This is a genomic window from Streptosporangium sp. NPDC002721 (assembly GCF_042888905.1).
GTDB lineage: Bacteria > Actinomycetota > Actinomycetes > Streptosporangiales > Streptosporangiaceae > Streptosporangium.
Genome location: NZ_JBIAQI010000044.1, coordinates 1 through 13,926, shown reverse-complemented (window position 1 = coordinate 13,926; position 13,926 = coordinate 1). Strand labels below are relative to the sequence as shown.

Below are 13,926 nucleotides of genomic sequence, written 5' to 3'. Positions count from 1 at the left end.
CCTTTCAGCGCGAGAGCAGGTCCCGCAGGGCCTTGGCGACCTCGGCGGGGGCCTCTTCCGCCATGAAGTGGCCGAAGGTGACGGGGATGTGCCGCAGGTCGGGCGCCCAGGCGCTCCACAGCGCCGCCGCGTCGAAGCCGAGGGCGGCGCCCCAGTCCTGCTGGAGTACGGTGACCGGCATCCGCAGCCGGTTGCCGGCGTCGCGGTCGGCCCGGTCGTGGGCGACGTCGACACCGGCGGACGCGCGGTAGTCGGCCACGATCGAGGGGACGGCCGCGCGGGAGGCGTCCAGGTAGGCGGCGCGGACGTCGGCGGGGATCGCCCGCGGATCATTGGTCCAGATGTCCAGGAAGTACCCGAAGAAGGCGTCGGAGCTGGCGGCGATCATCTTCTCGGGCAGGCCGGGAGGCTGGGCCATCAGATAGAGGTGGAAGCCGACGGCGGCGGTGGTGCCGTGCATCACCTCCCACATGTCCAGCGTGGGCAGCACGTCGAGGCCGGCCAGGTGGGTGATCGTCCCGGGGTGGTCAAGACCGGCCCGGATGGCGACCAGGGCGCCGCGGTCGTGCCCGGCCAGCGCGAAGCGCTCGTGTCCCAGCGCGCGGGCCAGGGCGACGATGTCGGCGGCCATGGTGCGCTTGGAGTAGGTGGCGTCGTCGGTCTCGGCGGGTTTGTCGCTGGCGCCGTAGCCGCGCAGGTCGGGGCAGATCACGGTGTGGTCGGCCGCCAGGTCGGCGGCGACGTGCCGCCACATCAGGTGGGTCTGGGGGAAGCCGTGCAGCAGCACGATCGGGCTGCCGGTCCCCGCGACGGCCACGTTCAGGGACACGCCGTCGGCGACGGGGACGCGCCGGTAGTCGAATCCGGTGATGACAGGTGCCATGGTCGCGCTCTTTTCCGCAGGTGGTTGGATGTCTCCAGCCTGCCGGGCGTGAATGAGCATCCGGTCAGCGCGCTACCGTGGCCAAAAATGACGCCCCGGGAAAGGACGGTCGAGGGGTGCGGGTCGTGTTCGGGGTGCTGGGGCCGGTGACGGCCTGGAACGCTGCCTGGGACATCGCTGGGGACGCTGCCGGGAGCGCTGCCGGAGGTGCGATCTTCCTCAGGGGGCCGCGGCATCGCGAGGTGCTGGCCCGGCTGATCGTCGCCCGCCGCCGCGTCGTCCCGATCACCGGCCTGGTCGAGGACCTGTGGGACGATCCGCCCCCCGGCGCCGTGAGCGCGGTACGGACCTTCGTCGCCGCGCTGCGCCGCGCGCTGGAACCCGGGCGCCCGCCCCGGACCCCGCCCCGGCTGCTGGTCACCGAGGGGCCGGGGTACGCGCTGCGTGCGGAGCCGGACGAGGTGGACGCCTGGCGCTTCGAACGGGCGGTCTCGGCCGCCGCGACGCTGCCTCCCCGGGACGGGCTCACCCTGCTGGCCGAGGCGCTGGGGTGGTGGCGCGGGCCCGCCTACGCCGAGTTCGCCGACCAGACCTGGGCCCGTACGGAACGCTCCCGTCTGGCCGAGCTCCGGCTGCACGCCGTCGAGCGCCGGGCCGAGCTCCGGCTCGCCCTCGGCCTGGCCGCCGAGGCGGTGCCGGACCTGGACGCTCACGTGGCCGAGCACCCCTGGCGCGAGGACGCCTGGCGGCTGCTGGCGCTCGCGCTGTACCGCACCGGCCGCCAGGGCGACGCGCTCGCCGTGCTGCGCCGGGCACGAACGACGCTGGTCCGGCAGCTGGGGGTGGATCCGGGCCCGCCCCTCCGTCGCCTGGAGGCCGACATCCTCCACCAGGCCGGCCATCTCGACCTCGCCCCCGGCCCCGGCGGGGCGGCGGCCCGGGTGTGGGCGCAGACCGCCGCCGTCTACGACCGCGCCGTGACCTCCGGTGCCCGGGCCCGGCTGGAGTCGACGGTGGGCCTGCTGCGCAGCCTCGCGATGACCGGGGGCGCCGGCCTGGAGGCCGCCTGCCGGCACCGCCTGGAGGCCATCGCCGCCGCCGAGGAGCTGGGCGACGCGGAACTGACGGCCCGGGTGATCGGCACCTACGACGTCCCGGCGATCTGGACCCGTTCGGACGACCCCGAGCAGGCGGCGCGCGTCGTCGCGGCGGCCGAACGCACCCTGGCGGACATCCCGCCCGGCGCGCACGAGGCGGCGCGGGCCGGCCTGCTGGCCACGATCGCCGTGGAGTCGCGTGGCATCCGTTCGGCGCGCGGGCCCCGGGCCGCCCGCGAGGCCGAGGAGATCGCCCGCCGCCTGGACGACCCCGCGCTGCTGGCGTTCGCTCTCAACGGCGTGTTCATGCAGACCTTCCACCGCGCGGGCCTGGCTCCGCGCCGGGACGAGATCGGCGCCGAGCTGGTCGCCCTGTCCACCCGGCACGGCCTGGTGGCCTTCCAGATACTCGGGCATCTCATCCGCCTCCAGGCCCGTGCCGCGCTCGCCGACTTCACCGAGGCCGACCGGCACGCGGCCGCCGCGGACCTGCTGGCCGAACGCCACGAGCGGCCACTGGCGAGCGTGTTCACCCGGTGGTACCGGGCACTGCGGCTCACCGAGACCGGGCGGGCCCCCTTGGCCGAAGCCGGGCGGGCACCCGAGGCCGGAGCCGGGCCGGCATCCTTGGCCGAGGTCGAGGCCGCCTACCGTGACGCCGCCGCGAGGCTGGACGGCGCCGGCATGCCCGGACTGGAGCACGGCCTGCCGCCGCTCGCGCTGCTGTGTCTGCGCCTGCGGTACGGGTTGCCCGCCCCCACCGACGAGCGCGTCGACTGGGGCCCCTACGAGCCGTGGGCCCGTTCCCTGGTCCTGCTGGCCCGGGATCGCCCCGCCGAGGCCGCCGCGGCGCTGCGCGAGGTCCCCGACCCGCCCCGCGACCTGCTGTTCGAGGCCCTGTGGTGCCTCGCCGGGCGGGCCGCGATCGCCGTCGGCGACCGGGAGACGATGGAACGCGCGCACGGCGAGCTCGCTCCCGCGGCGGCCGAGCTGGCCGGGGCGGGCAGCGGCCTGCTCACCCTGGGACCGGTCTCCCGGCACCTCGACGACCTCGCCGAAGCCCTCGCCCGCCACGGCACCGCGACCCGCCCCCGTCCCCGCCGGGGATGAGAGCCGTCAACGGCGTCCGACGGGAGGTTCATCGGACGCCCGGCGATTCCGACGAGGTCGAAGGGCCGCAGCACGAGGACCGGACGCGTCACGCGCCGGATGCACGGCCGCGCCGGCTTCGCACCGTTCCGCCACCACGTCACCCTGGCCCGACGCTTCGCCACCGGCCGGAAGAGCCACCGGCCCGAGGAGAAGCGGCCGGAGGAGAAGCGGAGCCGGTCAGCGGATCGCCCCGGGCGACGGCGGGCGGGTCACTGGCGGACGGTCGAACCCCGGCGCTCCTTGCGGATGTGCAGCTGCGCGGGCACCCGGGTGCGCAGCTCGGCGACGTGGCTGACGATGCCGACCGCCCGGCCGCCGTCGCGCAGGCCGTCGAGGATGTCGAGCACCCCGTCGAGGGTGTCCTCGTCCAGGGTGCCGAAGCCCTCGTCGACGAAGAGCGTGCCGATGTCCACTCCCCCGGCCTCGGCGCTGACCACGTCGGCCAGGCCGAGGGCGAGGGCCAGCGAGGTGATGAAGCTCTCGCCGCCGGAGAGGGTCGCCGGGTCGCGGCCCACGCCGGTCCAGCTGTCCAGGATGTGCAGGCCGAGCCCGCCGCCGGACCTGCTCCGGTCTCCGGCGGAGCGGTCGCGGTTGTGCTCCAGGAGGTAACGCCCGCCCGACATGTGGTCGAGCCGCTCGTTGGCCGACTCGACCACCTGGCTGAGACGCTCGCCGAGCACGTAGGACGACAGCCGCATCTTCCACCGGTTGTCGGTGGAGTTTCCGCCGGTCAGGGCGGCGAGCCCTTCGGTCAGCCGGTGCCGCTCGGCGGCGGGCTCCCAGCGTCGCAGGCAGGTGGCGAGCTCGGTGCGGAGCGCGGCCAGCCGGGCCAGGCGGGCCTCGCTCCGGTCACGTTCGGACAGCAGGCGGGCGTGGGCGGCGTCGGCCGCGTCGCGCGCGTCGCGCAGCCCCGCGAGGTCGGGTTCGGGCTCGGCCGCGGCGGCGACCAGCTCGGGGTCGGCGAGCATCGCGGCGACCGCGGCGCCCTCCTGGGCGAGCTCGCGGAGCCGGGCGGACTTCTCCTCCCGTTCGGCGGGAGAGCGGACGGCGGCGCGGGCGTCGTCGAGCCCGAGGAAGCCCGCCTCGGCCACGGCGCCCAGCGCCCGGTCGCGGGCCGTCACGAGTTCGGTGGCGGTGACCCGCTCGTCCCTGACCGCCTCGACGGCCTCGCGCAGCAGCTCCGCCTCGTCGGCCAGCCGCTCCAGCCTCGCGGCCAGCGTCGGGTCCTGGCCGCGTGCCTCGTCGAGACGCCCGGCCAGCCGCTCTGCGTCGGCGCCGAGCCTTTCCGCGTCCGTACGGCGGGAGGCGAGCCCGACGGCGAGCTCTCGCGAACGCTCCCCGAGCCGCTCGGACTCGGCGGCGACCCGCCCGGCCTCGGCCGCCAGCACCGGCTCGGCCCCCGCCGACTCGCGGAGCGCGGCCAGTGCCCGCTCGGCCCCGCTGAGCTCGCCCGCGGCGTCCCGTACGGCCAGGTCGGTCCTGTCGCTCGCCTCGCGGTGGGCCGCGGCGATCTCGATGGCGCGGGTCGCGGCGGCGAGCGCGGAGGACAGGTGCGCGGCCTCCCGGGCCAGGCGGTCGCGGCGGGCCCGCACCGTGGGGTCGGCACCCCGGGCGGCGTCCAGGCGGGCGGTGAGGCGCTCGCGCTCGGCCTGCCAGCCCGTACGGCGGGCGTGGCCCTCGGCGAGCCGCCGGGCGATCTCCGCGGCCCGGTTCCTCGCGCCGTCCAGCTCGGCGGCGATCCGCTCCAGCTCGGCGGCGAGGTCGTCCTCGGCGCTCGCGGCGGAGGTCAGCGTCTCCAGTCTCCGGCCAGCCTCCGCCAGGGCCTGCCCCGCCTCCTCCCCGGTCACCTCTCCCGCGACGGCGAGGGCCTCGTCGAGGCGGGAGAGCAGTGCCGTGACGGTGTTTCCCGCGGTCTGGCGTCGTTCCAGGGCCGTCTCGTAGGCGCCCTGGGCGGCGCGCTCGTCGTCGGCGGTGGGCGCCCGGTCGGCCGGTGCGGCGGGGGCGGGGTGGTCAGGTGATCCGCAGACCACGCAGGGGTGGCCGGGAGCGAGCTTGGCGGCGAGCTCGGCGGCCATGCCGTCGATCCTGGACCGCCGGATGTCCAGGTGCCGGTCGCGGAGCGTCTGGGCGAGGTCGACGGCCTCGGTCTGCGCGGCGCGCGCGGACTCCAGCTCGGCGCGGAGTATCTCGCGGCGCCGTGCCGCGGCGAGCACCGCGGTGGCGGTCTCGGCACTCGACCGCGCGGCGGGGATGCCCGCCGCCGCGGCCCTGGCCTCGGCCAGCCGGGCGGAAGCCTCCGCCGACGCGGCGGGCAGCCCTTCCAGGGTCTCGCGGACCTCGGCCTCCTCCCGGACCACCTCGGGGAGCTCGGCGTCGAGCGCGGCGATCAGCCCGTCGAGCTCGGCCAGCCGGTCCTCCTCGACCCGCAGCCCCTCCAGCCCGGCCAGCTCCCGCCCGCACTCCCTCTCCCTGGCGGTGAGGATCTCGCGGATCTCCTCGGGGCGGGGGCGGGGGGTCTCGCGGAGCCCGTCGGGTCCGGGGATCTCGCGGAGCCCATCGAGGTCGAGGGGTTCGCGGATCTCCTCGGGGTCCAGCCCCTCGCGGATCTCCGGGGACAGGGCTGCCAGGTCCTCACGGACCTCCGGAGGCAGGGCGGACAGGCCGGCGGCGAGGGCGGCGCGGGCGGCGGACAGGTCGGCGGCGAGGCGGTCGCGGTGCTCGGCCGCCCGGAGGCGGGTGGCGGCGCCCTCCACCGCCGACTCGGCGGCGGGGACGCGGGCGGCGTCCAGGCGGGCGGCGGTGAGACGCTCGTCCAGCTCCCGGCGCAGACCGGGCAGGACCTCCAGGCGGGCGTCGGCCTCGGCCTGCGCGGCGGCCAGCTCGACGATCTCGCGAGCGGTCCTCTCCCGCTCCCGGACGATCCCGGCCAGGCGCGACTCCTCCGCGCGCAGCTCGCCCAGGCGGGTGATCTCGCTCCGGCGGTCGCGCTCCAGCGCGACCAGGTGGCCGAGCACGGCGTGACGACGGTCCGCGCCGGCGTCCGTGGGGTCGCGGGCGTCGTCATCGGCGCCACCACCGGACGCGCGGCCACGGATATCGTCGTAAGCGCCACCACCCACACGATCGCGAGCATCGTCGTAAGCGCCGCCACCCACACGGTCACGAGCGTCGCCGTGGGCGTCGTCATCCGCGTGGTCACGAGCGTCGCCGCCGTGGGCCGCGCCCGCCGTACCGCCACCGTCAGTGCCACTGCCACCGCCACTGCCGCGAGCGGTGCCGGTGGGGTCGCCGGTGGCGTTCCACCGGACGGGGAGAAGGGGGAGGGCGCGGGCGACGGCGTCGGCGGCCAGGTGGTGGGCCTTGGACGCGGCCTCGGCGCGCTGCTCGGCGCCCTGGATCAGCGGCAGCACCCGGTCGGCGGCCGCCGCCTCCTCCAGTACGGCCTCCAGGTCGGCCCGTTCCTCGGCCGTCTCCTCCAGCGCCCGGCTCCTGGTCAGCGCCTCCGCGTGGCGCCGTCGCCGGTCGGCCAGCGCGGCACCGCGTTCCAGGCTCTCGCGCGCCCGTCGTACGGCGGCCTCGCCCTCGGCTCCCTGGCCGCCCAGCCGCGTGGCCTCCAGGCGCGCGAGCTCCTCAAGGGCGCGAGCCCACCCCAGCGGGTCGTCCTCCGGGGACAGAACGGACTCCACCGACTCCACCGACCCCAGGAGATCCGTGGAGGTCCGCGACCCGGGGGGATCGGCCGGCGCGGTCAGGAGGGCGGGCCCCGCGGCCTCCTCCAGGCGCTTGACGGCGAAGTCGACCTCCTTGCGGAGGGTCTGCTGCTCGCGGTACGCCTCGGTGCGCTGCTCGGCGAGCCAGGACTCGGCGGCGGCGTAGATCTTCACCGAGAACAGGCGTTCCAGGACCCTGCGGCGATCCTCGCCGTCGGCGCGCAGGAACTTGGCGAAGTCTCCCTGGGGCAGCATCGCCACCTGGAGGAACTGCTCGGCGTTCATGCCGAGCAGGGTGCCGACGAACTCCCCTGCCTCGTCGACCCTGGTCGTCAGCCCCACCCACTCGCCGGAGGGGGTGAGCTCCTGGAGCAGGGCCTTCTCGTTCTCCCTGGTCGTGCCGGTGCCCCTGAGCTTGGGGCGCTGCCAGGCCGGTGACCGGGTGATCTTCAACCGGCGGCCCCTGACCGTGACCTCCAGCGCCACGCTGGGCCCCCGGCCCGGGGGCGCGTGGTCGCAGCGCAGGCTCTTGGCGCTGTCGCGCCTGCCGGGCACCCTGCCGTACAGGGCGTAGCAGAGCGCGTCGAGCACGGTGGTCTTGCCCGCGCCGGTGGGGCCGTGGATCAGGAACAGCCCCGCCTCGGCGAGGGCGTCGAAGTCGACCTGCTCCTCACCGGGGAAGGAACCGAAGGCGGTGATCCACAGACGGTGCGGGCGCATCTACGCCTTCGCCTCCTTCATGCGGGAGAACTCCACGGCCTCCCGCAGCAGCCGGGTCTCGTCGGGGTCGGCGGCCTCGCCGCGCACCTCGCGGACGAAGTCGAGGGCGACGTCGATCTCGGGGCGCCCGGCCGCCCTGGCGCGGGTCACGGTCTCGTGGACCCCGCCCTCGGGCTCGAAGGACAGGGCGAGCGTGTGCGGGAAGCGGGACCGGAGCCGCTCCATCGCGCCCTTGGGCCGGATCCGGTCGACGAGCGTCACCTGGAGCCAGTGGTCTTCCAGGCGGGTGTGCTCGGGTGCGGCCAGCAGGTCGTCGATGCGGCCGGTGAGGCGGCTGACCGGCCGGGGCACCGGGGCCTCGACGAACTCGGCGCGTTCGTACCCGCCGGGGCCGATGTCGACCACCCAGGAGCCCTTCGTCTGGCCGGCCTCGGAGAAGGAGTAGGCGATCGGGGAGCCGGAGTAGCGGGCGGTCTCGCTCATCCGCTGGCGGCCGTGCAGGTGGCCGAGCGCCACGTAGTCGACGCCGTCGAAGGCGCGAACCGGGACGTGCGCGACGCCCCCCACGCTGATGTCGCGCTCGCTGTCGCTGCCCTGTCCCCCGGTCACGAACGCGTGGGCCAGGACCACCGACCGGGGACCGCGCCGCCCGAGGTCCGCGCGGACCAGGGACATGGCGTGCTCGATCGCGGCGGTGTGGGTGCGCTCGGGCAGCTGCCAGGGGACGCGTACCAGCTCGGGCTCCAGGTAGGGGATGCCGTAGAAGGCGACGTCGCCGACGACGACCGGCTCGCCGACCCGCTCGGGGTCGGTGCGCAGGTGGACGCCCGCCGCGTCGATGAGGTCGGCGCCGAAGCCGAGGCGGCGGGCCGAGTCGTGGTTGCCGCTGATCAGCACGGTGCGCACCCTGGCGTCGACCAGGCGGCGCAGCGCCTGGTTGCACAGGTCGACGGCGTCGACCGAGGGCAGCGCCCGGTCGTAGACGTCACCGGAGACCGCGACCACGTCGATCCGCTCCGACCTGACCGTCTCGATCAGGTGGTCGACGAAGACGCCCTGGGCGGCCAGGAGACTCTCCCGGTGGAACGAGCGGCCCAGGTGCCAGTCCGATGTGTGCAGCACCCGCATGTCGCACGAAGCTAACAGGACTCAGCGACAAATGTGGCCACTCGCGTCACGCGGATCCCCCACACTGTTCGGGGCTTCCGCCGGTGAGTACGCTTGAAGATCGTAGGGAACGATACCGGACCAACGACGACCACGGAGGCGAGTGACCATCGGGGATCGCGTCGGTGTCCAGGTGGGCCGCGGTGTCCTGAGTGTCGCCTCCGGCCTGATCCTGGTGGTTCTCGCGACGGTGGGATACACCCTGCCGCCGCCGTTCGACCCGACCCCTCTGCACGCCGATCCGGTCTTCCAGACCCTTCCCCCCCAGCCGCCGTCCGAGCTCCGGTACGTCGCCTCGAACAATCAGATCACCACGCGGAACATCACCGTCACGGCCGAGGACGGCACGCCGCTGGGGGCGACGATCCGCGCGCCGGTGGCCCCGGGGCGGCACCCGGCGCTGGTCTTCGTCCAGGGGGCGGGTCCCGGGGTGCGGGGCGAGTTCACGACCCAGGCCGAGTGGCTGGCCAGGACCGGGATCGTCACCCTCGTCTACGACAAGCGGACCGTGGGCTACGACTTCTTCAAGCGCGACTTCGGCCTCCTCGCCCGCGACGCCCTGCGCGTCGTGAACGAGCTGCGCTCGCGCGACGACGTCGACCCGGCCAGGGTGGGGCTCTGGGGGGTGAGCGAGGGCAGCTGGGTGGTGCCCCTCGCCGCGAACGAGAGCACCGCCGTCGGGTTCACCGTGCTGGTGTCGGCCCCCAACGTCTCCCCCATGCGGCAGGTGACGTGGGCGCTGGGCGAGCAGCTGCAGCGGCTGTACGCGCCCAGCGGGGTGCGCGAGCTGCTCATCCGCGCGATCGGCGCCGTGGACGCCGACTTCCTGCGCTACGACGGCCTGCCCGCGCTGCGCGAGATGCGCCAGCCGGTCCTGGCGCTGTACGGCACGCGCGATCCCTCGATCCCGTTCGTGGAGAGCAGCAAGGCGCTGACCGGCGCGCTCACCGAGGGCGGTAACGACTTCTACACGATCCGCTACCTCGACCGCGCCGACCACGGCATGCGCTTCCACGGCGGCCCCCTCGTCCCCGACTACCTGCGGACGCTGGCCAACTGGGTGCTCGGCCTGCCGGGCACGGCCACGCCGTCGGTGCACATCGCCGGGGCCACGCCGGTCCAGCGGCTGGAGGCGAGCGACGTCCCCGCCGCTCCCTGGTACGCCGGGGGTACGGTGATCGGCCTGACGCTCTGCCTGGCCGTGGTCGGCTACGTGGTCGGGCCGGTGGCGGAGATGGCCGCGCGGCTGCGCGGGCGGGCGACGGCCGCGGAGGCCGGCGCCCTGGTCTGGCCACCGATCCGGCGGCGGTTCCGCCGGATGGCGTGGACCGGGGTCGGGCTGCTCCTGTCGGTGGTGGCGTTCATCACGCTGCTCGTGCTGTTCTCGGTCAACCAGGCCGGGGCGTGGCCCGCGGTGCTCGCCGGATGGCTGGTCATCAGGATCCTGGCGCTGCTGATGCTGCTGCAGGAGGTCACGGGCGTGGCGGCCGTCGTGTCGGGACTGCGGGAAGGGTGGGAGCCCTCCCGGCCGCAGAGCTTCGCGATCGCCGGGGTGCTGGGCAGCACCGGCCTGCTGCTGGTGGCCGCGGCCTACTACGGCCTGTTCTCGTTCCCCTGGTAGGGCTCACCGCCGGGGCGGCCCTTCGCGGACCGCGCCATCGAAGCGGCCCGGCGAGTGCGAGCGTCACGGGCAGCTGTCGAGCCAGCGGTCCATCTCGGCGAAGACGCGCTCGCGGACCGGCTCGGGGGACAACACCAGGTCGTGCATGCCGCCCGGTACCCGTACGCACGTCACGTGCGCGCCGATGCTCGTCGACCAGCGGGCGATCCGCCCGGGGTCGAGCACGACGTCCGCCTCCCGGGCCTCGGGCATGAAGGCGCGCAGCCGCAGGCCCCTCTCGGCGCACAGCACCAGCACCGGCACGTCCACCCGGAGGCCGTCGTGCAGCCTGCGCTGTGCCCGGCGGATCGCCCCCACCCAGGCCGCGTGCACCGCGAACCCGCCGATCGGCTTCCACTCCAGGTCGAAGTCCCACTCGCCGTGGTGGCTGCGGTGCAGGCTCGTGCCGTACGCGGTGGCGGTCACCATGGGCAGGACGGCGCGGGCGGGCAGCCTGTACAGCGGCCGCCTCAGCAGGTCGGCGGCGACCCGTACGGGGGCGGGGACGTTGAGGTCGAGGAAGGGGCTGTTGAGCACCAGCGCCTGGACCAGCCCCCGGCCCCGGACCCGGTCGGCCCAGAGCGGGGCGATCAGGCCACCGGTGGAGTGGGCGTTGAGGACGACGTGCTCGTGCCCGTCGCGCTCGCGGATGACCCGTACCGCCTCGTCGATCTCCGGGAAGTACTCGGTGACGCTGCGCACGAACCCGCGGGTCTGGTGCGGCAGCAGCGAGCGGCCGTACTTGCGCAGGTCGAGCCCGTAGAAGTCGAAGCCCCTGGCCACGAAGTGGTCGGCGAGGTGGGTCTGGAAGAAGTAGTCGGTGAAGCCGTGCACGTAGAGCACCGCACCGCGGGCGGGCGCGGTGGCCCGTCGCCGTACCAGCGAGGCCACCACCGGGCCCTCGTCGTCATCGGCCATCGGCAGGACCGTGAGCTCGTAGTCGGGGCCGAGAACGTCGGGCATGACGGCCAGGGTAGTTCGTACGGATTGTCCGCTTATCAGAGGGTCCACACCCCGGAAGGATCGCGACGACCCCACGAGAGGCGAGCCGGTGACGACGCCGCGATTCGATCCCAGTGGAAACCATGATCGATTCCTATTGCTGTAGAAATGACGCGATATAGGCGTATTAGCTTCCCGAGTTGTTCACCAACTTGTCGCCCGCGACCCGGTTTCGCCCCCCTACCATCTCCCTGCGGCCGGTCAAGCGCGAGGAAACGGGGAGCAGTTGCGGGACAGATCAAAGCCGCCCGGCGTCGGTGCGGTCATCGGCTGGACGGCACTGGCCGCCATCGTCCCGGGCGCCGCGCACCTGCGCGCCGGATGGCGCAGGACGGGGCTGGCGATCCTGTGCACGTACACGGCGCTGCTGCTGGCCCTGCTCTGGGTCGTGCTCACCTCCTCCGACCTCTCCGGCCTCCTCGCCGGCCTCGCCGGGCAACTGGTCGCCTCCTCCGGGCTGACCAGCCTCACGGTGGGGGTCTCCCTCGCGCTCGGCGCCGCCTGGTTCGCGCTGGTCGTGCACTCGTTCGTGGTGATGAACCCCGGCACGCTGCCCAGCGTGAAGCAGGCGGTCGCCGGAGGCGTGGCGGGAACGCTCGCGGTGGCCTCGCTCCTGCCGTTCGGCCTGGTCGGGCAGTACGTGGCGGTCTCGCAGTCGGCGGTGGACGACATCTTCAGCGCCCCGTCCACCCCGCGGCCCGCGACCGTCGGGGGCGACGGCGAGGAGGACCCGTGGGCGGGCCACTCCCGGGTGAACATCCTGCTGCTCGGCGGCGACGCCGACACCCACCGGGTGGGCGTGCGGACCGACAGCATCAACGTGGCCAGCGTGGACGTCAAGACCGGCAACACCGTGCTGCTGAGCCTGCCGCGCAACCTGGAGAACGTCCGCTTCGTCCCGGGCTCCCCCATGGCGAAACGCTTCCCCAACGGGTTCCGGCTCCCGGCCAACCCCGACGGCTCGCGCGAGGACCTGCTCTTCGCGGTCTGGGAGTACGCCGACTCGCACCCGGAGATCTTCGGGGGCCGCAAGAACCAGGGCACCAAGACGCTCATCGACACGGTCGGCTACACGCTGGGCCTGAAGATCGACTGGTACGCCCTGGTCAACATGTGGGGCTTCGCCCGGCTGATCGACGCGATCGGGGGCGTGACGCTGACGGTTCCCCAGGACGTGGTCTTCGGCAAGTACAACGAGGGCCTGGTCAAGGCGGGGACCCGCAAGCTGCGCGGCGCCGACGCGATGTGGTTCGCCCGCTCGCGCACCAACAGCGACGACTACACCCGGATGGGACGCCAGCGCTGCGTGCTGGGCGCCCTGCTGTCCCAGTCGGACCCGGCGACCGTGCTGTCGCGGTTCAACCAGGTCGCGCTGGCCACCAAGGAACTGCTGCGGACCGACATCCCGCGCCCGATGCTGGAGCACCTGGTCCCGCTGGCGGTGAAGGTCAAGAACGCGAAGGTGACCAGCGTCCAGTTCGTCCCACCGCTGATCAACACCGGCTACCCCGACTGGGCCAAGATCCGCACGGTCACCGCCAAGGCCCTGCGTGCCTCGTCCCTCACCCGGCGCCCCCTCACCGCCACCGCGGCCCCCGGTGCCACGCCGAAGGCCACCCCCAAGACGACCCCCAAGACCACCGCGAGCCCCCGGACGCCGGACCCCGCCGCTCCCAAGGGCATCACGGACGGCTGCGGCTGACCCCCGGGGCGCACCCCCTGCGATCCCAGTGGCCTCAGAGCGGCCTCGGCGGCCGGTGTCCCCCGTACCGTCGCGACCGGATCGGCGAGGGTGCCGAACGGTCCCCGCTAACGCTTTGTTCCTTTTTGGGCGGCAAGATTAGACGTACTATCAGGGCCCAGTAGGTCTTGATGGGCGGTGAGGCAGTGCCGAAGCTCTTGTTCGCGCGAGCGCCGAAGGATGCGATCGAGGAACGCAAGATCCGCAAACTGGCCGGTGCCCGGCACGCTCCGGCCGACTGGATCCGTAGAGCTCAGATCATCGCGTTGAGCTGGGAGCGGCTGCGGGTACCGCAGATCGCCCGCGAGCTGGGGTGTGTGGAGAAGACGGTGCGCTACCGACTGGCGCGCTTTAACGATCAGGGCCTGGACGGGCTGGGAGATCGCCCTGGTGTCGGCCGCAAACGGCGGATCAGCGAAGCCGAGCGCTCGCAGATCATCGCGCTGGCCCGTACCTCGCCGCCGGGCCGGCCGGTGCGCGATCAGGCGACCGGTGAGCCGGCCGCGGCTGATGGGACCGGGCCAGGGGCTTGGACGCTGGACACCCTGACCCAGGCCGTCCACGAGTTGGGCATTGTGGTGGCGCGCTCGCAGGTGCGGCGGATCCTGCTGGCCGAGGGAGTGCGCTGGCGCCGCACCCGCTCCTGGGCCACCAGCCACGACCCGGATTTCACCCCGAAAGAACCCGCGTTGTTGCCCTCTACACCTGCCCGCCGCCGGGAGTGACGGTCGTGGCCGCCGACGAACTGGGCCCCGTCCTTCCCCGGACCTTCGACCCCGCCCCCGGCTGGAGCG

General features: G+C 74.3%; 8 protein-coding genes. 4 read left to right on the top strand and 4 right to left on the bottom strand.

Translation table 11 applies throughout. From position 1 onward, the window contains the following. Positions 1-4: 4 nt before the first annotated feature. Positions 5-883, bottom strand: a complete 879-nt coding sequence (locus ACFYWM_RS40795) for an alpha/beta fold hydrolase (protein ID WP_389925968.1) — start codon at positions 881-883, stop codon at positions 5-7. Between the two features lie 116 nt (positions 884-999). Here ACFYWM_RS40795 and ACFYWM_RS40790 point away from each other — a divergent pair, with 116 nt between their 5' ends. After that, entirely contained in the window at positions 1,000-3,090 is a 2,091-nt protein-coding gene (locus ACFYWM_RS40790) for a BTAD domain-containing putative transcriptional regulator (RefSeq protein WP_389925965.1), read from the top strand. Between the two features lie 251 nt (positions 3,091-3,341). Here ACFYWM_RS40790 and ACFYWM_RS40785 read toward each other — a convergent pair whose 3' ends face one another. Together ACFYWM_RS40785 and ACFYWM_RS40780 are read right to left on the bottom strand one after the other, a co-directional pair. Next, complete coding sequence (locus ACFYWM_RS40785; protein ID WP_389925963.1) at positions 3,342-7,562, bottom strand: AAA family ATPase; 4,221 nt, start codon at positions 7,560-7,562, stop codon at positions 3,342-3,344. Further along, positions 7,563-8,690 carry an exonuclease SbcCD subunit D gene (locus ACFYWM_RS40780; RefSeq protein WP_389925961.1) on the bottom strand — a complete coding sequence of 376 codons (1,128 nt, stop codon included), beginning with the start codon at positions 8,688-8,690 and terminating at the stop codon, positions 7,563-7,565. A 142-nt stretch (positions 8,691-8,832) separates the two neighbouring features. On the opposite strand from ACFYWM_RS40780, the gene ACFYWM_RS40775 reads away from it, so the two are divergent. Continuing rightward, a complete protein-coding gene (locus tag ACFYWM_RS40775) occupies positions 8,833-10,350 on the top strand; it encodes an alpha/beta hydrolase family protein (protein WP_389925958.1) in 1,518 nt (505 codons plus the stop codon). Between the two features lie 63 nt (positions 10,351-10,413). Here the strand turns inward: ACFYWM_RS40775 and ACFYWM_RS40770 are convergent, their stop codons facing one another. Further along, a complete protein-coding gene (locus ACFYWM_RS40770) occupies positions 10,414-11,352 on the bottom strand; it encodes an alpha/beta hydrolase (RefSeq protein WP_389925956.1) in 939 nt (312 codons plus the stop codon). Between the two features lie 265 nt (positions 11,353-11,617). Here ACFYWM_RS40770 and ACFYWM_RS40765 point away from each other — a divergent pair, with 265 nt between their 5' ends. Both ACFYWM_RS40765 and ACFYWM_RS40760 read left to right on the top strand, forming a co-directional pair. Continuing rightward, positions 11,618-13,093 carry an LCP family protein gene (locus ACFYWM_RS40765; protein ID WP_389925953.1) on the top strand — a complete coding sequence of 492 codons (1,476 nt, stop codon included), beginning with the start codon at positions 11,618-11,620 and terminating at the stop codon, positions 13,091-13,093. Positions 13,094-13,278: 185 nt separating this feature from the next. Then, positions 13,279-13,857 (top strand): helix-turn-helix domain-containing protein, encoded by a 579-nt coding sequence (locus ACFYWM_RS40760; protein WP_389925950.1) that lies wholly within the window; start codon positions 13,279-13,281, stop codon positions 13,855-13,857. Positions 13,858-13,926: the final 69 nt, after the last annotated feature.

Bases quoted from the DNA above. Each gene is read 5' to 3' on its own strand.
- ACFYWM_RS40795 (WP_389925968.1), bottom strand. From the start codon at position 883: ATGGCACCTGTCATCACCGGATTCGACTACCGGCGCGTCCCCGTCGCC.
- ACFYWM_RS40780 (WP_389925961.1), bottom strand. From the start codon at position 8,690: ATGCGGGTGCTGCACACATCGGACTGGCACCTGGGCCGCTCGTTCCAC.
- ACFYWM_RS40770 (WP_389925956.1), bottom strand. From the start codon at position 11,352: ATGCCCGACGTTCTCGGCCCCGACTACGAGCTCACGGTCCTGCCGATG.
- ACFYWM_RS40785 (WP_389925963.1), bottom strand. From the start codon at position 7,562: ATGCGCCCGCACCGTCTGTGGATCACCGCCTTCGGTTCCTTCCCCGGT.